This is a genomic window from Streptomyces sp. NPDC001902 (genome assembly GCF_042891295.1).
Lineage (GTDB): Bacteria > Actinomycetota > Actinomycetes > Streptomycetales > Streptomycetaceae > Actinacidiphila.
The window spans coordinates 473622-494078 of sequence record NZ_JBIATA010000003.1; the positions used below are offsets into that span (position 1 = coordinate 473622).

At 73.8% G+C, this 20457-nt stretch carries 15 protein-coding genes and 2 pseudogenes; 14 read left to right on the top strand and 3 right to left on the bottom strand.

All coding sequences use genetic code 11. The features are described from left to right. From ACFYYN_RS08415 to ACFYYN_RS08450, 8 genes and pseudogenes are all read left to right on the top strand, one after another. Positions 1 to 88 (top strand): annotated as a pseudogene (locus ACFYYN_RS08415) (SRPBCC family protein); the annotation flags it as partial. Between the two features lie 215 nt (positions 89 to 303). Beyond that, complete coding sequence (locus tag ACFYYN_RS08420) at positions 304 to 2697, top strand: MFS transporter (protein WP_500545153.1); 2394 nt, start codon at positions 304 to 306, stop codon at positions 2695 to 2697. Between the two features lie 220 nt (positions 2698 to 2917). Further along, positions 2918 to 5410 (top strand): SpoIIE family protein phosphatase, encoded by a 2493-nt coding sequence (locus ACFYYN_RS08425; protein WP_500545154.1) that lies wholly within the window; start codon positions 2918 to 2920, stop codon positions 5408 to 5410. A 136-nt stretch (positions 5411 to 5546) separates the two neighbouring features. Continuing rightward, positions 5547 to 6270, top strand: a pseudogene (locus ACFYYN_RS08430) (class I SAM-dependent methyltransferase). A gap of 86 nt (positions 6271 to 6356) precedes the next feature. After that, positions 6357 to 7193, top strand: coding sequence for a M55 family metallopeptidase (locus ACFYYN_RS08435; protein WP_500545155.1), 837 nt, complete (start codon positions 6357 to 6359; stop codon positions 7191 to 7193). After that, positions 7186 to 8526, top strand: a complete 1341-nt coding sequence (locus ACFYYN_RS08440) for a M20/M25/M40 family metallo-hydrolase (protein ID WP_500545156.1) — start codon at positions 7186 to 7188, stop codon at positions 8524 to 8526. The genes ACFYYN_RS08435 and ACFYYN_RS08440 overlap by 8 nt, the downstream gene beginning before the upstream one ends. After that, positions 8523 to 10520: a S9 family peptidase gene (locus tag ACFYYN_RS08445; RefSeq protein ID WP_500545157.1), complete on the top strand. Its 1998-nt coding sequence runs from the start codon at positions 8523 to 8525 to the stop codon at positions 10518 to 10520. The genes ACFYYN_RS08440 and ACFYYN_RS08445 overlap by 4 nt, the downstream gene beginning before the upstream one ends. Beyond that, positions 10517 to 11455 (top strand): S66 peptidase family protein, encoded by a 939-nt coding sequence (locus tag ACFYYN_RS08450; RefSeq protein WP_500545158.1) that lies wholly within the window; start codon positions 10517 to 10519, stop codon positions 11453 to 11455. The genes ACFYYN_RS08445 and ACFYYN_RS08450 overlap by 4 nt, the downstream gene beginning before the upstream one ends. Before the next feature lie 17 nt (positions 11456 to 11472). Here the strand turns inward: ACFYYN_RS08450 and ACFYYN_RS08455 are convergent, their stop codons facing one another. After that, positions 11473 to 12174, bottom strand: coding sequence for a DUF4232 domain-containing protein (locus ACFYYN_RS08455; RefSeq protein WP_500545159.1), 702 nt, complete (start codon positions 12172 to 12174; stop codon positions 11473 to 11475). Between the two features lie 257 nt (positions 12175 to 12431). Here ACFYYN_RS08455 and ACFYYN_RS08460 point away from each other — a divergent pair, with 257 nt between their 5' ends. Continuing rightward, on the top strand, positions 12432 to 13619 hold the full coding sequence (locus tag ACFYYN_RS08460; protein ID WP_500545160.1) for a L,D-transpeptidase: 1188 nt from the start codon (positions 12432 to 12434) through the stop codon (positions 13617 to 13619). Positions 13620 to 13635: 16 nt separating this feature from the next. Here the strand turns inward: ACFYYN_RS08460 and ACFYYN_RS08465 are convergent, their stop codons facing one another. Then, positions 13636 to 14772 carry a serpin family protein gene (locus ACFYYN_RS08465; RefSeq protein WP_500545161.1) on the bottom strand — a complete coding sequence of 379 codons (1137 nt, stop codon included), beginning with the start codon at positions 14770 to 14772 and terminating at the stop codon, positions 13636 to 13638. A gap of 589 nt (positions 14773 to 15361) precedes the next feature. On the opposite strand from ACFYYN_RS08465, the gene ACFYYN_RS08470 reads away from it, so the two are divergent. The 5 genes from ACFYYN_RS08470 to ACFYYN_RS08490 are packed head-to-tail and all read left to right on the top strand — an operon-like array spanning position 15362 to position 19175. After that, complete coding sequence (locus tag ACFYYN_RS08470; protein WP_500545162.1) at positions 15362 to 16342, top strand: ABC transporter substrate-binding protein; 981 nt, start codon at positions 15362 to 15364, stop codon at positions 16340 to 16342. Continuing rightward, positions 16339 to 17112: an ABC transporter permease gene (locus tag ACFYYN_RS08475; protein ID WP_500545163.1), complete on the top strand. Its 774-nt coding sequence runs from the start codon at positions 16339 to 16341 to the stop codon at positions 17110 to 17112. Before ACFYYN_RS08470 ends, ACFYYN_RS08475 begins: the two co-directional genes overlap by 4 nt. Further along, positions 17109 to 17882 carry an ABC transporter permease gene (locus tag ACFYYN_RS08480; protein ID WP_500545164.1) on the top strand — a complete coding sequence of 258 codons (774 nt, stop codon included), beginning with the start codon at positions 17109 to 17111 and terminating at the stop codon, positions 17880 to 17882. Before ACFYYN_RS08475 ends, ACFYYN_RS08480 begins: the two co-directional genes overlap by 4 nt. After that, on the top strand, positions 17875 to 18675 hold the full coding sequence (locus tag ACFYYN_RS08485; RefSeq protein ID WP_500545165.1) for an ABC transporter ATP-binding protein: 801 nt from the start codon (positions 17875 to 17877) through the stop codon (positions 18673 to 18675). The genes ACFYYN_RS08480 and ACFYYN_RS08485 overlap by 8 nt, the downstream gene beginning before the upstream one ends. Further along, entirely contained in the window at positions 18672 to 19175 is a 504-nt protein-coding gene (locus ACFYYN_RS08490; protein ID WP_500545166.1) for a methyltransferase family protein, read from the top strand. Before ACFYYN_RS08485 ends, ACFYYN_RS08490 begins: the two co-directional genes overlap by 4 nt. Here the strand turns inward: ACFYYN_RS08490 and ACFYYN_RS08495 are convergent. Then, on the bottom strand, positions 19148 to 19666 hold the full coding sequence (locus tag ACFYYN_RS08495; protein ID WP_500545167.1) for a GNAT family N-acetyltransferase: 519 nt from the start codon (positions 19664 to 19666) through the stop codon (positions 19148 to 19150). The genes ACFYYN_RS08490 and ACFYYN_RS08495 overlap by 28 nt on opposite strands. Between the last annotated feature and the right edge of the window lie 791 nt (positions 19667 to 20457).

A 20457-nucleotide genomic window follows, 5' to 3' on the forward strand; every position in this document is an offset into this window, starting at 1 on the left:
CTTCTTCGAGCGCACCTTCGCTCCCAAGGGCCTGAACCGCATCCATGATGCGGTGCTCGCGCGCCTCGCCGCGGAGACCGAGAAGTAGCAGGCGGCACAAGGGAGGCGGCCGGAGCCGGGTGACGCCCGGTCACCTCCCTTGACGCGTCGCACGGGTACGCGCCCCATGTGCCGGGCCGGCGCCCGGTGGGCGCACGCCGGTGGGCACGTCACTTGAAAGGGTGGATCTGCCGCGCTCCGGCGCATCCCCGGCGCCCCAGATCGTTGTCGCAGGGCAGGCGCGACGAGGGGAGCGGTACGCAGATGGGCGGCACCACCGGGACGACCCTGTCCGAGGAGACCGGCACCCTCACGGACGTGACCGGCGCCGGCACGGGCCCCGAGGACCGACCCGCAGCCGTGCCGCAGGAGCAGGGCGCGCCCGTCGGCGGACTGAGCCCGCGCAGGGTGCGTCTGGTCTTCCTCGGGCTCATGCTGACCCTGCTGCTGGCCGCGCTCGACCAGATGATCGTGGCGACCGCGCTCCCCAAGATCGTCGGCGAGCTGCACGGCCTGGACAAGATGTCCTGGGCCGTCACCGCCTACCTGCTCGCCTCCACCGTCGGGCTGCCGATCTACGGCAAGCTCGGCGACCTCTTCGGGCGCAAGAGCGTCTTCCAGTTCGCCATCGTCGTCTTCGTCATCGGCTCGGCGCTCGCCGGCTGGTCGCGCTCCATGAACGAGCTGATCGCGTTCCGCACCGTCCAGGGTGTCGGCGGCGGGGGGCTGATGATCGGCGTCCAGGCGATCATCGCGGACATCGTCCCGCCCCGGGAACGCGGCCGGTACATGGGCCTGATCGGCGCATCCTTCGGTCTGGCCTCCGTTGCGGGGCCGCTGCTCGGCGGCTTCTTCACCGACCACGCCTCATGGCGCTGGTGCTTCTACATCAACGTGCCCTTCGGGCTGCTGACCCTGGCCGTCATCGCCGTCGTCCTGAAGCTGCCGCGGCCGGCCGTGCGCCCCCGGCTGGACGTGCTGGGCGCACTGCTGCTGGCAGCCGGCTCCACCTGCCTGGTGCTGCTGACCAGTTGGGGCGGGACGACGTACGCCTGGCGCTCGGACGTGATCATCGGGCTGGGCGTGGCATCGTTCGGCTGTGCCGTGCTGTTCGTCGTGGTGGAACGGTTCGCCGTCGAACCCATCATCCCGCTGCGGCTCTTCCGCGACGGCATCTTCACCGTCTCGGCCCTCATCGGGGCCGTCGTCGGCGTCGGCCTCTTCGGCGCCGCCAGCTACCTGCCCACGTTCCTGCAGATGGTGAACGGCGTCAGCGCCACCGAGTCCGGGCTGCTGATGCTGCCCATGATGCTCGGCGTTGTCCTGGCCTCCGTGGTCTCCGGGCAGTTGATCAGCCGTACCGGGCGCTACAGGGTGTTCCCGCTGGCCGGCGGGGCGCTCTCGGTGGCCGGCATGTGGCTGCTGTCGCTGCTGGAGACCGACACCCCGCGCGTGGAGTACAGCGTCTACATGGGCGTGCTGGGGCTGGGCATCGGCCTCGTCCTGCCGGTGCTGATCCTCGCCGTGCAGAACTCCGTGCGGCCCGCCGACCTCGGCGCCGCCACCAGCGCCAACAACTACTTCCGGCAGATCGGCGGCTCGGTGGGGGCGGCCGTCTTCGGCACCCTGTTCGCCAACCGGCTCGCCGACGGGCTCGCCGACCGGCTGCCGCGCGGCGTCGACCTGCCGGACCCCCAGTCGATCACGCCGCAAATGGTGCACGCGATGCCGGCACCGCTGCGCGAGGCCTATGTGCGGGCGTACGCCGAGGCCATGCCGCGCATCTTCCTCTACCTGGTGCCGGTCCTCGCCCTCGGCTTCCTGCTCGCCTTCCTGCTCAAGGAGAAACCCCTGGTGACCCAGCACGTCCCCACCGCCCGCAAGGCCGACACCGTCGGCGTCGGCGTCCCGGTGTGCGGCACCGTCCAGCACGCCGACGGCAGCACCGTAGGCCGGGCGGCCCTCACCCTCATCGATGTGACCGGCCGACAGATCGGGCGTGGCGCGACTGGTGAGGACGGACGTTACGCGTTGAGCACCCCGGGCAGCGGCAGTTACGTCCTGATCGCCGCCGCCGGGGGACACCAGCCGCAGGCCGTCAGCGTCACCGTCGGGGAACGCCCCGTCGAGCTCGACGTGGTGCTCGGCGGCGCCGGGCGGCTCGCCGGCACGGTGCGCACCGCCGACGGCACGGCCGTACGGGAGGCCACCGTCACCCTCACCGACTCCCGCGGCGACGTGGTGGCCACCACCCGTACCGGCAGGGAGGGCGACTACGTCCTGAGCGACCTCGTCGCGGGGGAGTACACGCTCGCCGCCAACGCCCCCGCCTACCGGCCCGCGGCGCTCCCCGTGTCGGTGCACGCGGCCCGGGAGACCCGGCAGGACGTCGAACTCGCGGGCGGCGCGATGCTGCGCGGCACCGTGCGCGGCCCGGGCGGCAGCCCCGTCGAGGACGCGCGGGTCACCCTGCTGGACGCGGCGGGCAACGTCCTGGACACCGTGACGACCGGCCCTGACGGCGTCTTCCGCTTCGTCGACCTGGCCGCGGGCGAGTACACCGTCGTGGCCTCGGGGTACCCGCCGGTGGCCACCGTGCTGCGGCTCAGCGGCGGTGAGCGCACCGAGCGCGACGTGCACCTGGGCCACGAGGACTGACCTGCCCCTGACGGCCCCTCAGTGCCGGGGCATGCGCCCGCGCATGCCCCGGCGCATCCACGGCCCTCCGCGGGCGCACACCGGATTCGTCCAATGCCCTCCGCGGCACCCGGTGTCGGTCGTACCGTGGTTGCGGAGCCGCAGATCTTGCGCCGGGGGCCGACCACCTCCGCGCCTCTGTCGGGATCCGGGCGCCGCAGGGGAAGGAGCCGCTCGCGTCATGCAACGTCGCACTCCGCCGGGGGAGGGGAGCCGCGCCGCGCTGCCGGAGCAGCGGACCGGACTCTCCGGACGCGTCCCGCTCGCCGTGGTCGTGGTCGACGGCGACGGGCTCGTCTCGCACTGGAGCACGGGCGCCCGCAAGCTCTTCGGGCCCACCCGGGAGGAGGCCGTCGGCCGCCCTGCCGTCGACCTGCTGCCGGTCTCCGGCGCGCTCGGCGAGGAGCCCGGCCCGGACGGACCCGAGGGGTCGCCCGGGGCCGACCTCGACGCCACGCTCAGCGGCGTGACCTCCTACCCGACCGCCGGCCTCGCGCGGCTCAACCAGGGACCCGACCCCGACCCCCTCGGCCTCCCCGGCGACGTCCTGTGGTGGGCCTACCCGCTGGTCGGCCCGGGTCCCGAGCGCCTGCTCGTGCTGGCCGCCGACGCCGCCCTGGTGCACGGCGAGGACGACTCCCCTCCCCGGGAGTCCGAGCGGGTCGCGCCCGGCTTCGCCCTGCACACCGAGTTCCCCGGCGCGGACGGGCTCGCCAAGCGGCTCCCCGAGATCCTGCCCAGCATGAGCGTCGCCGAGAGCGGGCGCATCGTCTCCCAGGTGCTGGAACTCGGCTACCCCGTCCTGGAGATCAGCCGGCACGACCGGGTGCCCGTCACCCCTGACTGGGGCGTGCCCCGACGGGACGAGCGCAGGGCCCGCAGGCGGCGTGCCGTCCGTGAGTCCGCCACCGAACCGCGCACCATCGGGTCCGAGGAGCCCGAACCCGACCTGGAGTACGCCGCCGTCCGTGAGCGCCTGGAGTTCCTCAACGAGGTCAGCGGGCGCATCGGCAGCTCCCTGGACCTGACCCGCACGATCCGGGAGGTCAGCGCCGCCGTCGTACCGCGCTTCACCGACGTCGCGGGCACCTACCTGCGCGAACAGGTGCTGGCGGGCGAGGGCTTCCCCGACGGCCCGCCCGACGTCACCACCATGTGGTACCGGGTCGCCCTGGAGCACACCGACGAGCCCGGCCGCTGGGACGACGTCGTACCGGTCGGCGAGTCCATGCCTTTCCCCGAGCACACACCGTTCTTCCAGTGCATGATGAGCGGTCAGCCGGTGCTGGTGCCCAGGATCACCGAACCCATGGGCGAGGAGATCGCCTCGCAGTTCGAGAAGCGCGACATCCGGCCGCTGATCACCGGGCGGTCGATGCTGGTCGTGCCGCTGAAGGCGCGCAACGTCGTCCTCGGTTTCATGATCCTGCTGCGGCACGGCGAGCGCCCGCCGTTCAACGACATGGACCGCGTGACGGGCGCCGAACTGGCCGCCCGCGCCGGGCTCGTCCTGGACAACGCCCGCATGTACACGTACCAGGAGAACGTCGCCGACACGCTGCAGGACAGCATGCTGCCGCAGATCACCCCGCGCATGCCGGGGTGCGACGTGGCGACCCGCTACCTGCCCGGCACCCGGCTGGGCCGGGTCGGCGGCGACTGGTTCGACACCATCAAGCTGCCCGGCTCCCGGCTCGCCCTCGCCGTGGGCGACGTCATGGGGCACGGGCTCAACGCCGCCGCGATGATGGGCCAGTTGCGCACCGCCGTGCAGACCATGGCCGCGCTGGACATGCCGCCGGCGCAACTGCTGCGCAACCTCGACGACCTGGCGCAGCGCCTCGGCGAGCACTACCTCGCGACCTGCCTGTACGCCGTGTACGACCCCATCCGATCCGAGCTGCTCATCGCCAACGCGGGCCACATCCCGCCCGTGCTGGTGCGCGCCGAGGACGGCCGCAGCGTGCTGCTCGACGTCCCGACGGGTGCCCCGATCGGCATCGGAGGGGTGCCCTTCGAGACGGTCAAGGTCGCCGTCGGCCCCGGCGACCGGCTCGTGCTGTGCACGGACGGGCTGGTCGAGGTACGGGGCCAGGACATCGGGGCCGGTCTCGCGGCGCTCTGCGAGAGCGCCGCGCATCCCGCGGCCTCGATGGACGACGCCTGCGACACGATCATCCGCGCCCTCAACCCGCCGGGTGGCCGCAAGGACGACGTCGCCCTGCTGATGGCGCGGCTCAACGGCATCGCCAGAGAGGACGTCGTCACCTGGCAGCTCGCCCTCGACCCCCGCGAAGTGGGCAGGGCCAGGATCCTGACCCGGGGCGCCCTGGAGGGCTGGGGGCTGGAGGAGGCGGCGGAGGCGGCAGAGCTGATGGTCGGCGAGGTGGTCACCAACGCCGTCCGGCACGCGCACTCCCGGCACGTCGAGCTGCGCCTGGTGCGTACGGACGCGCTGCTGTGCGAGGTCTCGGACGACGACCACGCCGTACCCGTCCTGCTCGGCGCCGGGCCCGAGGACGAGTCGGGGCGGGGACTGCGGATCGTGGCCCGGCTGGCGCGGGAGTGGGGCGCGAGCCGTACGGCGCAGGGCAAGACGGTCTGGTTCGAGCAGGCGCTGCCGTGGCGGCGGACCGGCGGACGCGGCGGGGCCCCGGCCGGGCCTCGAACGTAGCGAACGCGAGGTCACGACTTCGACCGGACGCTTGCCCTCGCCGACGGCCGCCGGTAGCACGGACGCTGACGGGGCTTCGGCCGCGCGGCCGGGCACGGTCCGCGGCGACGGACACGTGGACCTGGGGAGAGATCGCATGGACGTCACCGGCACGAACCTGCAGGCGTGGGAGGGCTTCTGGCGCGACGCCCCCGGAGAGCCGGGGGGCGGTGTTCTGGGACGCGGAGGCGGAGGTCACCGCGGCGGCGCACCTCCCCTTCTTCGAGGCGCACTTCGACCCGTCGCTGCCGGTCGTCGACCTCGGCTGCGGCAACGGCACCCAGACCCGCTTCCTGGCCAAGCACTACGGACGGGCCGTCGGGGTGGACCTCGCGGCGGCCGCGATCGGCCACGCGCGGCACCAGGACCCGGGCGGTGTCGCCGAGTACCGGCAGCTCGACGCGGCCGACCCCGAGGCGGTCCGGCGGCTGAGCGAGGAGCTGGGCGAGGCGAACGTGTACATGCGCGGAGTGCTCCACCAGTGCCTGCCCGAGGAGCGCACACCGCTGGTCGAGGGCATCGCCGTGCTGACGGGCGGGCGCGGCCGGGCGTTCGCGGACGAACTCGCGGCGTCGGCGAAGGACGTGCTGGCCAGGTTCGCGCAGGGGCCGGGCGGGCCGCCCGCCAAGCTCGCGGCGGTCTTCTCGCACGGGATCGCGCCGGCCGCGTTGCCCGACGAGACCGTCCCGGAGCTCTTCCGCGCGGCGGGGATGGAGGTGCTCGCACGCGGTGAGGTCGCGCTCGTGACGACGGAGCGGCGGGCGGACGGCACGCGGCTCGAGGTACCGACGAACTGGCTGGTGGCAGGGGGTGCCGGCTGACCGCCACCGGTCTGGGCCACTGAAGTTTTCCACAGGCGGGGCGGGGGCCTGGTGTGCCGCGGTGACTTTGCGTAACGTTCCATGCCATGAAGATCCTGATCAGCGCGGACATGGAGGGCGCCACCGGGGTGACCTGGCCCGGTGACGTCCTGCCCGGCACGGAGGGCTGGCAGCGGTTCCGGCATCTGTTCACCTCGGACGTGAACGCCGCGATCGCCGGCTTCTTCGACGGCGGCGCCGACGAGGTCCTGGTCAACGAGGCCCACTGGTCCATGCGGAACCTGCTGCTGGAGCAGCTGGACGAGCGGGCCCGGATGGTCACCGGGCGGCACAAGGACCTGTCCATGGTCGAGGGCGTGCAGCACGGCGACGTGGACGGCATCGCCTTCGTCGGCTTCCACACGGGTGCGGGGACGGAAGGGGTGCTCGCCCACACCTACCTCCCCAACTCGATCACCGGCGTGTGGGTCAACGGCGGTCCGCCGGCGAGCGAGGGCCGGTTGAACGCGCTGGTGGCCGCCGAGTACGGGGTGCCCGTCGTGCTGGTCACGGGGGACGACCGGACCGGCCTCGACGCCCGCGACTACGCGCCGGCGGCGCGGACGGTCGCCGTCAAGGACTACGTGTCGCGGTACGCGGCCGTGTGCCGGCCGCCGGCCCGTACGGCGGCGGACATCCGCTCCGCCGCGAAGGACGCGACCTCGCTCGCCGTGCGCCATGAGCCGGCGCGGGGCGGGCCGTTCACGATCGAGGTCGAGTTCGACGCGGCGCACCTGGCTGGGGCCGCCGCGATCGTGCCCGGTGTGGAGCGCACGGGCGAGCGCCGCGTCACGTACACGTCACCGACCATGTACGAGGGGATCCGCTGCTACAAGGCCGTGACCACCCTCGTCTCGGCAGCTGTGGAGGAGCAGTATGGCTGACACCCTGGCACTGGACGAGGCGGTCCGCTTCACCTCGGAGCTGATCCGGATCGACACCACCAACCGCGGCGGCGGTGACGGCAACGAGCGTCCCGCGGCGGAGCACGCCGCGCGGCTGCTCGACGAGGCCGGGATCGAGGCCCGCATCCTGGAGTCCGCACCGGGCCGGGCCAACGTCGTGGCGCGGATCGAGGGTGCCCCACGCGCCGGGAACGGGCAGGGCGCGCTGCTGGTCCACGGCCACCTGGACGTCGTGCCCGCCCGGGCGGAGGACTGGAGCGTGCACCCCTTCTCCGGCGAGGTACAGGACGGAGTGGTCTGGGGCCGCGGCGCGGTCGACATGAAGGGCACGGTGGCGATGGTGCTCGCCACCGTCCGCTCCTGGGCCCGCCGGGGCCTGCGCCCCGAGCGGGACATCGTGCTCGCGCTGACGGCCGACGAGGAGGACAGCGCCACCTACGGGGCGACCTACCTCGTCGAGCAGCACGCCGAACTGTTCCGCGACTGCACCGAGGGCATCAGCGAGTCCGGCGGCTTCACCTTCCACGCAGGGCCCGGGCTGCGGCTGTACCCCGTGGCGGCCGGGGAACGCGGCACCGCGTGGCTGAAGCTCACGGCGCACGGCAGGGCGGGGCACGGCTCCAAGGTCAACCCGGCCAATGCGGTGACCCGGCTCGCCGCCGCCGTCTCCCGCATCGGCGAGCACCGCTGGCCGGTGCGGATCGTCCCCACGGTGCGGGCGGCGCTGACCGAACTGGCCGCGCTGCACGAGGTCGAGCCCGACTTCGACGACGTGGACACCCTGCTCACCAAGCTGGGCACCGCCGCCGCCCTGGTGGAACCGGTGATCCGCAACAGCGCCAACCCGACCGTGCTCGAAGCCGGCTACAAGGTCAACGTCATCCCGGGCAGCGCCGTCGCCTACGTCGACGGCCGGGTCCTGCCCGGCGGCGACGAGGAGTTCACGACCACCATGGACGAGCTCACCGGCCCGGACGTCGAGTGGGAGTTCCACCACCGCGAGATCCCGCTGGAGGCCCCCCTGGACGCGCCGGTCTACGCCGCGATGCGGGAGGCGCTGATCCACTTCGACCCGGATGCCCACGTCGTGCCCTACGTGATGGGCGGCGGCACCGACGCGAAGCAGTTCTCGCGGCTCGGCATCACGGGCTACGGCTTCTCCCCGCTGAAGCTCCCCGAGGGCTACGACTACGCGGGGATGTACCACGGCGTCGACGAGCGGGTCCCGGTGGAGGGGCTGCACTTCGGCGTCCGCGTACTCGACCGGTTCATGCTGGGCCGGCAGGACACGACCGACGGAGCTGCCCGATGACGCGTGCCCCGATCATCGCCCCCTACGGTGCCTGGGAGTCGCCGGTCGACGCCCGCACCGCCGCCTCCCACGACGGGCGCCCCGAGTTCCCCGGGTTCGTCGGTGACGAGGTGTGGTGGACCGAACCACGGCCGGCGGAGGGCGGCCGCCGCGCCCTCGTCCGCCGCCGCGCGGACGGCAGGGTCGACGGCCCGCTGCCCGCGCCGTGGAACGTCCGCACCCGCGTCATCGAGTACGGCGGCCGGGCCTGGACGGGTACGGCACGGCCCGGGGGAGGACCGCTGATCGTCTTCTCCCACTTCCCGGACCAGCGGCTCTACGCGTACGAGCCCGACGCGCCGGGCGCCGTGCCGCGGCCGCTGACCCCGCTCTCCCCCGTCGGTGACGGGCTGCGCTGGGCCGATCCGCAGATCCATCCGGACCGCGGTGAGGTGTGGTGCGTACTGGAGGAGTTCACCGGGGCGGGCCCGAGCGACGTACGACGGGTCCTCGCCGCCGTTCCGCTCGACGGCTCGGCCGCCGAGGACCGCTCCGCCGTGCGTGAACTCTCCGACGACGCACACCACTTCGTGACCTCGCCCCGGCTCTCCCCGGACGGCCGGCAGGCCGTGTGGACCGCCTGGGACCACCCCCGGATGCCGTGGGACGGCACGGAGCTCAAGTACGCCGCCGTCGGCGCGGACGGCACCTTCGGCGCCGCCCGGACGATCCTCGGCGGCCCCACCGAGTCGGTGGCCCAGGCGGAGTGGACACCGGACGGGACCCTGATCGCCGCCACCGACCGCGACGGCTGGTGGAACCTGCACCGTGTCGACCCGGCCACCGGTGACGCGGTCAACCTGCGGCCGGCGCAGGAGGAGTTCGCCGGGCCCGGCTGGCAGATGGGCGCCCGCTGGTTCGCCCCGCTCGCCGCGGGGACGCTGGCGGTGCTGCACGGCAAGGGGGCACAGCGCCTGGGGATACTCGACCCGGCGACCGGCGAGCTGGTCGACGCGCCGGGGCCGTGGACCGAGTGGACCGCCGCGCTGTCCACCGAGGGCACCCGGGTGGTCGCCGTGGCCGCCTCGGCCCGCAGCTCGTTCGAGGTCCTCGAACTCGACACCTGCACCGGCCGTACCCGCGTCATCGGTGCCGCCCACCACGACACGGTGCCACCGGAGTTCCTGCCCGAGCCCGTGGAACGCACCTTCACCGGGCCCGGCGGACGGGAGATCCACGCCCAGCTCTACCCGCCGGCGAACCCCTACTTCGCCGCGCCCGAGGGAGAGCTGCCGCCCTACGTCGTCTGGGTGCACGGCGGCCCCACCAGCCGGGCCCCGCTCGTGCTCGACCTGGAGATCGCCTACTTCACCTCACGCGGGATCGGTGTCGTCGAGGTCAACCACGGCGGCTCCACCGGCTACGGGCGCGCCTACCGCGAGCGGCTGCGCGAGCAGTGGGGCGTCGTCGACGTCGAGGACTGCGCCGCCGTCGCGAGGGCGCTGGCGGAGGAGGGCACCGCGGACGGGCAGCGGCTCGCGATCCGCGGCGGCAGCGCCGGCGGCTGGACGAGCGCGGCCTCCCTCACCGGCACCGACGTCTACGCCTGCGGCGTGATCAAGTACCCCCTCCTCGACCTCACCGGCTGGGCCGAGGGCGGTGAGACCCATGACTTCGAGTCCCGCTACCTCGACTCGCTCATCGGGCCCTACGCCGACGTCCCCGAGCGCTACCGCGACCGTTCGCCGGTCACCCGGGCCGACCGGCTCACCGTGCCGTTCCTGCTGCTGCAGGGGCTGGAGGACGTGATCTGCCGGCCCGTGCAGTGCGAGCGGTTCCTGGAGCGGATCACGGGACGCGGTGTCCCCCACGCCTACCTCACCTTCGAGGGCGAGGGGCACGGCTTCCGCCGCGAGGACACGATGATCACCTGCCTCGAGTCCGAACTCGCCCTCTACGGCCAGGTCTTCGGCTTCACCCCGCCCTCGGTACCCCCTCTGGAGCTCACCAAGTGACACCGCTCGTCCCGCTCACCCGCCCCCGTCGCCTGGTCCCCGGGGACCGGGTCTGCGTCGTCGCCCCCAGCGGACCCGTCCCCCGCGAGCGGCTCGACGCGGGGCTCGACATCCTCCGCGGCTGGGACCTCGACCCGGTGGTGGCGCCGCACGTCCTGGACCGGCACCCCACGTTCGACTACCTGGCCGGACAGGACGCGGCGCGCGCCCGCGACTTCCAGGAGGCGTGGTGCGACCCGTCGGTGGCCGCCGTGCTCTGCGCGCGCGGCGGCTACGGCGCCCAGCGCATGGCCGACCTCCTGGACTGGGAGGCGCTGCGGGCGGCCGGGCCCAAGACCCTCCTCGGCTTCAGCGACATCACCGCGCTGCACGAGGCCTTCGCGGTCCGGCTGGGCCTGGCCACCCTGCACGGCACGATGACCGCGGCGGAGGGCTTCCTCAAGGACGAGCCCACGCGCGCACAGCTGAAGGACACCCTCTTCGCGCCCGAGCGGACGCGGGTGCTCGGCGCACCGACCGCCCGCCCCCTCGTTCCCGGCACGGCACGCGGTGTCACCGTCGGCGGCTGCCTGGCCCTGCTCGCCTCCGGCCTCGGCACGCCGGACGGGCGGCCGGGGGTGCCCGGCGGCATCCTCCTGCTGGAGGACATCGGCGAGGAGCCCTACCGGATCGACCGGATGCTGACCCAGTTGCTGCGTGCCGGCTGGCTGGACGGCGTGGCGGGGATCGCCCTCGGCTCCTGGCAGGACTGCGGCCCCTACGAGGAGGTGCGGGCGGTGCTGCTGGACCGGCTGGGCGGACTCGGCGTCCCGGTCGTCGAGGAACTGGGCTTCGGCCACTGCGAGACCAGCCTCACCGTGCCGCTCGGCGTCCCCGCGGTGCTGGACGCCGATGCGGGCACCCTCACGGTGGAGGCGCCCGCACCGGCCGGCTGACCTGGGGGCCTACGCCCTCAGGACGGCTGGTCCGCCGACAGCGCGGTGACGGCGACGACACCGTCGCACTCGGCGAACACCCCGTCGTCCAGGGCGACCTGGTGCCTGCCCGCCCCGCCGGGCAGGCCCAGCACCATCGTCGGGTACTGCACCGGCGCCTCCCCCGAGACGCAGGAGCCGTCGCCCTCGCCCTGGACCTGGTGGAACGTCAGCTTCACCCACGCGCGGCCGCCCGGCGCCAGCCTGACGGGCGCGGCCGCACCGGTGTGCCGCACCGTCAGCGGCACGTTCATCTCCGGGGAGCCGTTGGCCGCCCCGGCCACCGTCGGGAAGCCCTCGACGACGCAGGGCGCGCCGGAGGTGTTGGTGAAGCCGACCACCGCCGCCCCGGTGCCCGTGCCCTGGGGACGTACGGCGGCCTGGTGCGCCGCGGTCGCCTCCAGGTCCTCCGCGCCGCAGCGGTCCGCGGGGCCCGCCGTGGAACCTGACGAGGAGGCGGAGGATCCGGTGCCCCCGGGCTCCGGGGACGTGCTGGAGACCGGGAGGGTGCCACCCGCGGTCCGTGACGGCGCGGCGGCCGACGCAGCGGTCGACGGAGCGGTCGGCGAGGGCGCGCCGCCCGCGACGTCGTCATCTCCCCGGCACCCCGTCAGCAGCACCGCCGCCGTTGCCGCCAGAGCCACCGCGATCGTGGCCCGCCTCGTGTTCCTGCGCTCCATGAAGTCCCCCTGGTCGTTCCGCTGTTCCGCTGTTCGGCTGTTCGGCTGTCCCGTTGTGCCACCCCGGCCCACGACCGGAGTTCGCCGCGGAACACGAGGCCGTGCCGCGCCCGGGTTCCGTGCGTACACGCCTGGTACGGAACGGTGACGCCACGGAGCCGTCCGGGCCGCGCAGTTCCGGTCGCCGGAATGCGGTGGACCGCCCCGAGTCCGGGCAGGAGCAGAGGTACGACTCGACAGGGGAGGAGAGCCGTCACATGACCAACGACCGGACCCGGAACCGGAGGACGACCCTGCGCGCACGAGCCGCGACGCTCGCCCTGGCCGTCGCCGCGTCGCTTTCGGCGTGCAGCGGCTCCGGCGGTGGGCCCCACGCCGCGGAGCCACGGCCGGCGATCGCCGTCGCCCCCGCCTCCGGCGGGCGTGCCGTGCCCGTCGACCGCAAGGTCACCGTTCGGACCACCGCCGCGCGGATCGACTCCGTACGCGTCACCGCCGCCGGCCCAGGGCCGTTGCGCGGCACGCTCGCGTCCTCCAAGGAGAGCTGGACCTCGGCAGGCCGGCTGGCCCCCGGTGTGACGTACGACGTGCTCGTCCGTGCCACCACCTCCGACGGCAAGCGGCTGACGGAGCACACCACCTTCACCACCGCCGAGCCCGAGCGCACCTTCGTGGGGGAGTACCACCCGGACAAGGGCACCACGGTCGGCGTCGCCATGCCCGTGTCGATCGTGTTCAACAAGCCCATACGCGACCGCGCGGCCGTCGAGCGCAAGCTCGGCGTCACCGCGAGCCCGGCCGTGGACGGGGCCTGGAGCTGGATGAAGGACTGGAGCGGCCGCGACCGCGTCGACTACCGCCCGCGCACCTACTGGAAGCCCGGCACCGAGGTCACGCTCCGCATGGACCTCGACGGCGTCGACGCGGGCGGCGGCCGCTACGGCACGCAGAACCGGGTCGTCCGCTTCCGGATAGGGCACTCGGTCGTGACCACGGTCGACACCGCCCGCAAGACCCTCACCCTGCGACGCGACGGAGCGGTCCTGCGCACCCTCCCCGTCTCCACCGGCAAGTCCGGTTTCGAGACGTGGAACGGCACCATGGTCGTCCTGGAGAAGACGCCCAGCATCACCATGAACTCCCGCACCGTGCGCATCTTCGGTCCCGAGGCGTACAACCTGAAGGACGTGAAGTGGGACGTCCGGCTCACCACGTCGGGCACCTTCGCGCACGCCGCGCCCTGGAACGAGGGCAAGTTCGGCCGCGTCAACGGCAGTCACGGTTGCATAGGGCTGAGCACGGCCGACGCCAAGTGGTTCTACGAGCACGTGTCACCGGGCGACCCGGTGACCGTCGTCCACTCCACCGACACCGTCCAGGTCAACAACGGCTACGGCGCCTGGAACGCGAGCTGGGCGGACTGGCGGGCGGGGAGCGCCCTGTGACCGCCGCCCGCTGAGGTCAGGGCGTCACCCACCCCGCCACGAGGACCGCCGGGAAGAGCCGGTGGACGGCGAGGAAGCCGAACGGGCGCAGGAACCCGACGCGTACGCGCCTGGCCTGCTGGGCCCGCCCGGGAGCGCTGCCGGCGATCAGGGAGACGGCCGTGACCGCGGCGGCGCGGAAGCCCTTCGCGCTGAAGGTCGCCGTGGCGGCCTGCTTCGCCGCGCCGACGGCAAGGGGCTGCGCGCTGATGCCGGGGAAGTGCCCGGCGCCGCTGTCCCGGGCCGTGGCGAGCCCGAACAGCGCGGCGCGGTCGAGGAGGTCGTGCTCGGCGCCGACGGTGAACGGCACCGTGGTCAGGTCGAGCGCGGGCGCCGGGTCGAAGCTCGTGACGTCCTCGACCACGACCCCCGGCCCGGGGCGCCCGTACGGCAGCAGGTTGCCGGGCAGCACCGGGTACGTCCCGCCGAGGGCGGCCACGCCGGCGGCGATCACCTCGCCGGGGGCGACGTGGTCGGGGCCGAGCAGGAGGTGGACCTCGATCCCGTTGGTGCCGTTCACCTTCGCCATGGTCAGCGGGCCGAAGGGAGTGGTCGCGACCCCGGCCATGTCCAGGTGCGGCGAGCTGCGGAAGAGCGTCCCCGTGTGGTGGTCCTGGAAGGGCTCGGCCCAGTCCGTGCGCAGGGCCAGGGCGTTCGCGAGCAGCAGGAGGGTGTTCCGGTCGACGGCGACCGGCATCCTGGGGACCATGCCGTGGGTGCGTTCCGCCGCCCAGGTGTCCAGGGCCTTGCGGTCGGTCTCGGTGTCGCCGCTGAAGTGCCCGTGGGCGCCGGCCGGGAGCAGCGAGAGCCAGCCGGGCGCGAGCGGCAGGGAGGCGTTGGTCCACAGGCCCACGGCGGTGTCGACGCCGTCCATCGCGTCCAGCCGCGCGAGCAGCCGTTCCGAAGCGGCGGCCGCCGTCGTGGCGTCCGTGCCGACGGCCTGTTCCAGTTCGGTGCGGGCGGGGCCCGCGGCACCCGCGGCGAGCAGGGCCAGCAGCGGCCAGACTCCCGCTGCGGAGAGGACCGTCGCCCCGGCCGGGCCGGCGCCCAGGGTCTCCCGGGCCCATCGCGCGGTCAGTGCGTTGACCGCGCCCACCAGCATCCGGTCGTCCATGTCCCCCACCCCGTCGGTCTCGTCCGCGTCAGGCGATCATCCCAGCGAACGGGCGGGGCGGCCAAGTGACCGGCGGGGCCCCGCGCGACACGATTCGGCGGGCACAAATGAGCCCGCGCTCACCGCGCGGGCTCGTCGGCTACAGTTCCACGACCTACGAGGTGGGACTCCCTTCGCCGGCATGGTCCGGATCAGGTGCTAGGGGTCGCTCTCCGGTCTCAAAACCTCTTCCCGGACCTTCAAGCCTCTCAGCCCGGCCGTTGTACCCGGTTCCGGTGGAAGCCGCTGCTTCCTGCTCCGGCTCCGGTGCTACCGGACTCCCTCGCTCGCCCCGTAGGCCACCTCCACTGTACTCAGGGCGAAAGCGGACGACCAGGGGCAAATGCCTTCAATTCATGATTTTCTCCATGTAATTCCGCCTCTCGTGCCTCCTGTGCCCCTGCTCTCCCGTCTGCGACACGACTGTCGTCGAGGAGCCGTTGTGCGATCCGTTGACGCGGCCGCGCGGCGCCCCTACCGTCACTTGGCGCACCACCCAATGAACGACAGTTCACTGTGCGAACGGAACTGATCAGATCAGGGAGTGCCCATGCGTCGCACCTTTCCCCTGCTCCTGTCGGCGGCAGCGCTCCTCGCCGCCGGACTCACCGCTTGCGGCGACTCCGGCGACTCCGCCGGCAAGGGCGGTCCCTCCGGTTCCGGCGGAGGCGCACGGAGCGTCACGGTCGGCGCCATCGCCATCGTCGACACCGCACCGGTGTACCTCGCCCAGAGCCAGGGCTTCTTCAAGAAGCACGGCATCGACGCGAAGATCACCTCGGTGCAGGGCGGCGCCGCCAGCATCACCGGCGTGATGGGCGGCCAGTTCGCCTTCGGCTTCGCCAACACCACCTCCCTGCTCACGGCCCAGCAGCAGGGACTGCCGCTCAAGGTCGTCGCCAACGGCGTCGCCTCCACCGGTGAGCGGGACACCGACTACAGCGCCGTCCTCGTCCCGGCCGGCAGCCCGGTGAAGTCCGCGAAGGACCTCGCGGGCAGGACCGTCGCGGTCAACCAGCTGAAGAACATCGGCGACACGACCGTGCGCGCCGCCGTGCGCAAGGACGGCGGCGACGCCTCCAAGGTGGAGTTCGTCGAGATGCCCTTCCCCGACATGCCGGCCGCCCTGTCCAAGGGCCGAGTCGACGCGGTCTGGGAGGTCGAGCCCTTCGTCACCCAGGCCACGGGCCAGGGGGCCCGCGCCGTCGCGTGGCCCTACGCCGATGCCGCGCCGGACCTCACCGTGGCCATGTACTTCACCACCCAGCAGACCGTCCAGAAGGACCCGGAGCTGGTGAAGGACTTCACCGCCGCCATGAACGAGGCCCTCTCCTACGCCGACGCCCACCCCGACGCGGTGCGCGAGACCCTGAAGTCCTACACCTCGATCCCCGCCGAGGCCGTCGCCAAGATCAAGCTCCCCAAGTGGCCGACCGAGATCAACCGGGAGTCCGTCCAGACCGTCGCCGACGACGCCCGCCAGGACGGCACGCTCACCAAGGACGCCGACCTCCCGGCCCTCCTGCCATGAGGGGACGCGACGCCGCGTACGGAGCGGCCGGCCTCGCGGTGCTGTTCGGCACCGCCGAGGCCGTGCCGCGGCTCGGCTGGGTCTCCCGGGACTTCCTGCCCCCGGCGAGCGAGATCCTGCGCACCCTCGGCCACGAATTGACCACCCGTCAGCTCTGGTCGGCGCTCGGCGACACCATGAGCGCCTGGGCCCTGGGCCTGGCCATCGCCTTCGTCCTCGCCGTCGCGCTCGGCACCCTCATCGACGCCCTTCCCGGCGCCCGTGCCGCCACCGCGTCCACCGTCGAGTTCCTCCGCCCCATCCCCTCCGTGGCGCTCATCCCGCTCGCCACCCTGCTCTTCGGCGCCGACCTCGGCTCCAGTCTCCTGCTGGTCGTGTACGCCGCCTTCTGGCAGGTGCTCATCCAAGTGCTGTACGGCGTCGCCGATGTCGACCCGGTCGCCCGCGAGACCGCCCGCTCCTACCGCCTCGGCCACTGGACGACGCTGCGCCGCCTCGTCTGGCCGACCGCGCTCCCGTACGTCATGACCGGGCTGCGGCTCGCCGCCTCGGTCGCCTTCATCCTCGCCGTCACCGCCGAACTGGTCATCGGCAGCCCCGGGCTCGGACTGCGCATCCAGCTGGCCCAGTCCGGCGGCGCCGTCGCCACCGTGTACGCCCTGATCACCCTCGCCGGGATCATCGGTGTCGTCGTCAACCTCGCCGTACGCCGCCTGGAGCGGTGGCTGCTGGCCTGGCACCCCTCCGTGCGCGGGGAGGCCGCCGCATGAGCCGCCTCGCGCGCCTCCTGCTCGCGGCCCTGCGGGTGCTGGGACTGCCCGTCCTCCTCGTCCTCGGCTGGTGGGCGTGGAGCGTGTGGCGGCCCAGCTTCTACGTCCCCTCGCCGCAGCGCATCGCCGCCGTCTTCGGCGACGTGTGGCTCACCGCGCGCCTGACCGACGACGTCCTGCCGAGCCTCGCCAGGCTCCTCGCCGGGTACGCGCTCGCCGCGCTGCTCGGCGTCGCCCTCGGCACCGCCGTCGGCCTCTCGGCCCGGCTGCGCGCCGCCACCGAACCCGCGCTGGAGTTCTTCCGGGCGATCCCGCCACCCGTTCTCGTGCCGCTGATCATGCTCGTGGCCGGGCTCGACACGACCATGAAGGTCCTCGTCATCGTCTCCGGCGCGATCTGGCCCGTCCTGCTCAACACCATCGAGGGCGTCCGCGCCGTGGACGAGGTGCTCGCCGACACCGCCCGCGTCTACGGCCTGCGCGGCCCCGCCCGGCTGCGGCGCCTCGTCCTGCCCGCCGCGAGCCCGCAGATCACGGCGGGACTGCGGCAGGCGCTGTCGCTGGCCATCATCCTCATGGTCATCGCGGAGATGTTCGCCAGCACCTCGGGCATCGGCCACTCGGTCGTGCTGTTCCAGCGGCAGTTCCAGATCCCCGAGATGTGGAGCGGCATCGTGCTGCTCGGCCTGGTCGGCTTCCTGCTCTCGCTCGCCTTCCGCGCCCTCGAGCGCCGGGTCCTGCACTGGCACCAACGGGAGACACATGCTTGAGATCACCGGACTGCGCAAGGTGTACGAGGGCCGCGGCCGCGTCGTCGAGGCGCTGCGCGGCATCGACCTCACGGTCGACCGCGGCGAACTCGTCTGCGTCGTGGGCCCGTCCGGCTGCGGCAAGACCACCCTGCTCAAATGCGTCGCCGGACTCCTGACGCCCACCGCGGGCCAGGTCCGGCTCGCCGGGCGCGTCGTCGACGGGCCGCCGCCCGGCATGGCGGTGGTCTTCCAGGAGTACGGCCGCAGCCTCTTCCCCTGGCTGACGGTCAGCCAGAACGTCGCACTCCCGCTCCGCGAGGCGCGCGTGCCCCGCCCGCGCCGCACCGCCCTCGTCCAGCAGGCGCTCGCCGCCGTCGGCCTGGCCGACGCGGGCGCCGCCCACCCCTGGCAGTTGTCCGGAGGCATGCAGCAACGCGTCGCCATCGCCCGCGCCGTCGCCTACGAGCCCCAGGTCCTGCTCATGGACGAGCCCTTCGCCGCCGTGGACGCCCAGACCCGCGCCGACCTCGAGGACCTCCTCCTCGGGCTCTGGCACCGTCTCGGCATCACCACGATGCTCGTCACCCACGACATCGACGAGGCCGTCTACCTCGCCCGCCGTGTCGTCGTCCTCTCCGCCGCGCCCACCGTCGTCCAGGAGGACCTGCCCGTCGACCTCCCCCACGACCGCGACCAGATCATCACCCGCTCCGACCCCCGCTTCGCCGAACTGCGCGCCCACGTCTACGGGCACATCCGCGCCGCCAAGACGGGTCCGGGACGGCCGCCCGCGGGCACCATGAAGACATGAGACGGTCCACGGCCGCGCTCGGCAGCGCGGTCTTCCTCCTTGCCGCGCCCGGCGTCGTGGCGGGGCTCGTCCCCTGGTGGCTGACCGGGTACGCGTCCGGCGACGGCCCCTGGCCGCTACGGGCCGCCGGCGGCCTGCTCGCCCTCGCCGGCGCGGTGGTCCTCCTGGACGGCTTCGCCCGCTTCGTCCGCGAGGGGCTCGGCACGCCCGCGCCCGTGGCCCCCACCGAACGCCTCGTCACCGGCGGCGCGTACGCCCGGGTCCGCAACCCCATGTACCTGGCCGTCGTGGCGCTCGTCGCCGGGCAGGGACTGCTGCTCCTGCGGCCCGTCCTGTTCCTCTACGCCGCCGCGGTGTGGCTGACGGTCGCCGCGTTCGTCCGCTGGTACGAGGAGCCGACGCTGCGCGCGGCCCACGGCGAGGCGTACGAGGCGTACGGCCGGGCCGTGCCCGCGTGGCTGCCGCGGTTCCCTCAGACCCGTTCGAAGGGCTCCGCGTAGCGGAACGCCCCGCTGACCGAAGGGGTGTAGGCGGACAGCGGGCGCACCTGGAAATACGGCCCCCAGGCCGGTTCGGGCGGCGTGATCCGGTAGTCCGTGCTCGCCCGGAAGCCGTACCGGCCGTAGTAGTCCGGGCTGCCCAGCAGCGCCACGAGCGGTTCCCCGAGGCCGTCCGCCGCGCCCAGCACGGTGTGGACCAGCGCCAGGCCGACGCCCTTGCGCTGGTACTCCGGCGCGACGCTCAACGGGCCCAGACCGAGCACGGGCGTGCCGCCGACGTGCGCCCGCGTGCAGACGACATGGCCGACGACGCTCTCGCCGTCGGCGTCCACGGCGACCAGGGACAACTCCGGCAGCCAGGCGTCGCACTTCCGCAACTCGGCCAACAGTGTGACCTCGACGGGGACGGGATGCTCCGCGGAGGCGAAAGCCTCCGCGGTGAGTGCCTGTACGGCCGGGACGTCGCCGGGGGTCTCACGTCGAATCAGCACCCGGGCAGTCTGGACGCCCCGCCCCTGCCCGGCAAGCGCATTTCGAGCGCGGCCCCTGCGTTGGCCGTCCTTCCGGGGGTGCCCACGGCGGTTCGCGGCGGCCCGGCGCGGGGACTGCCGCGCATACCGCGTGGTCACGGGGGCGGTGCCGCGGTGGCCGTCATCGACCGCGCCGCGCGATGCGCCCGCCCGGTCGGCGGGTTGACGCATGTGCGCGCCGTCGCCCGCCGGTTCGGGCGTGGATGCCCCGGCCGCGGCGCGGACGGCCTTGTCCACCGTGCCGCGGTGGCGAAGGGGTTCGGGTCGTCGACGGCTCTGGTGACGCCGCGAGCGGACAGGGCGTCGTCGTGCCGGTTCGGCAGTGCGCAGGCATCCGCCGCGCTCTCCGGTGGCGCCTGCGCCACGCCGGGTGGGCGGCCCGGCTCATGCCGTGGTCATTGCGGGCCCCCGCGCCCGCGCCGCCGTCACGTGCGCCGGGCGGCGCGCAGCCGCGGCCGACGGCCGGGGCCAGGCATGCCACCCCGCGGCACGCGCCCCGCAGCGGCCGGGCCGCGCCCGGGTCGTCACCGCCCCCGGCGCGGGCGGGCCGCGCCGCCGCGTGAGGCCGGCTCCGTGTCGGCCTGGGCGGATACGTGGTTGCGGGGGAGGGGCCGCGCGGCAAAGCGGCCCGGTCGTGGGGCACGTCCCTCGCCGCCCCGGGCCGGTACGCGTCCCGTAGTGGCCGTGCCGCGCCCGGGTCGTCACCGCCCCCGGCGCGGGCGGGCCGCGCCGCCGCGTGAGGCCGGTTCCGT

Coding starts and splice junctions, on each gene's coding strand:
- ACFYYN_RS08420 (WP_500545153.1), top strand. CDS start 304: ATGGGCGGCACCACCGGGACGACCCTGTCCGAGGAGACCGGCACCCTC.
- ACFYYN_RS08425 (WP_500545154.1), top strand. CDS start 2,918: ATGCAACGTCGCACTCCGCCGGGGGAGGGGAGCCGCGCCGCGCTGCCG.
- ACFYYN_RS08435 (WP_500545155.1), top strand. CDS start 6,357: ATGAAGATCCTGATCAGCGCGGACATGGAGGGCGCCACCGGGGTGACC.
- ACFYYN_RS08440 (WP_500545156.1), top strand. CDS start 7,186: ATGGCTGACACCCTGGCACTGGACGAGGCGGTCCGCTTCACCTCGGAG.
- ACFYYN_RS08445 (WP_500545157.1), top strand. CDS start 8,523: ATGACGCGTGCCCCGATCATCGCCCCCTACGGTGCCTGGGAGTCGCCG.
- ACFYYN_RS08455 (WP_500545159.1), bottom strand. CDS start 12,174: ATGGAGCGCAGGAACACGAGGCGGGCCACGATCGCGGTGGCTCTGGCG.
- ACFYYN_RS08460 (WP_500545160.1), top strand. CDS start 12,432: ATGACCAACGACCGGACCCGGAACCGGAGGACGACCCTGCGCGCACGA.
- ACFYYN_RS08465 (WP_500545161.1), bottom strand. CDS start 14,772: ATGGACGACCGGATGCTGGTGGGCGCGGTCAACGCACTGACCGCGCGA.
- ACFYYN_RS08470 (WP_500545162.1), top strand. CDS start 15,362: ATGCGTCGCACCTTTCCCCTGCTCCTGTCGGCGGCAGCGCTCCTCGCC.
- ACFYYN_RS08475 (WP_500545163.1), top strand. CDS start 16,339: ATGAGGGGACGCGACGCCGCGTACGGAGCGGCCGGCCTCGCGGTGCTG.
- ACFYYN_RS08480 (WP_500545164.1), top strand. CDS start 17,109: ATGAGCCGCCTCGCGCGCCTCCTGCTCGCGGCCCTGCGGGTGCTGGGA.
- ACFYYN_RS08485 (WP_500545165.1), top strand. CDS start 17,875: ATGCTTGAGATCACCGGACTGCGCAAGGTGTACGAGGGCCGCGGCCGC.
- ACFYYN_RS08490 (WP_500545166.1), top strand. CDS start 18,672: ATGAGACGGTCCACGGCCGCGCTCGGCAGCGCGGTCTTCCTCCTTGCC.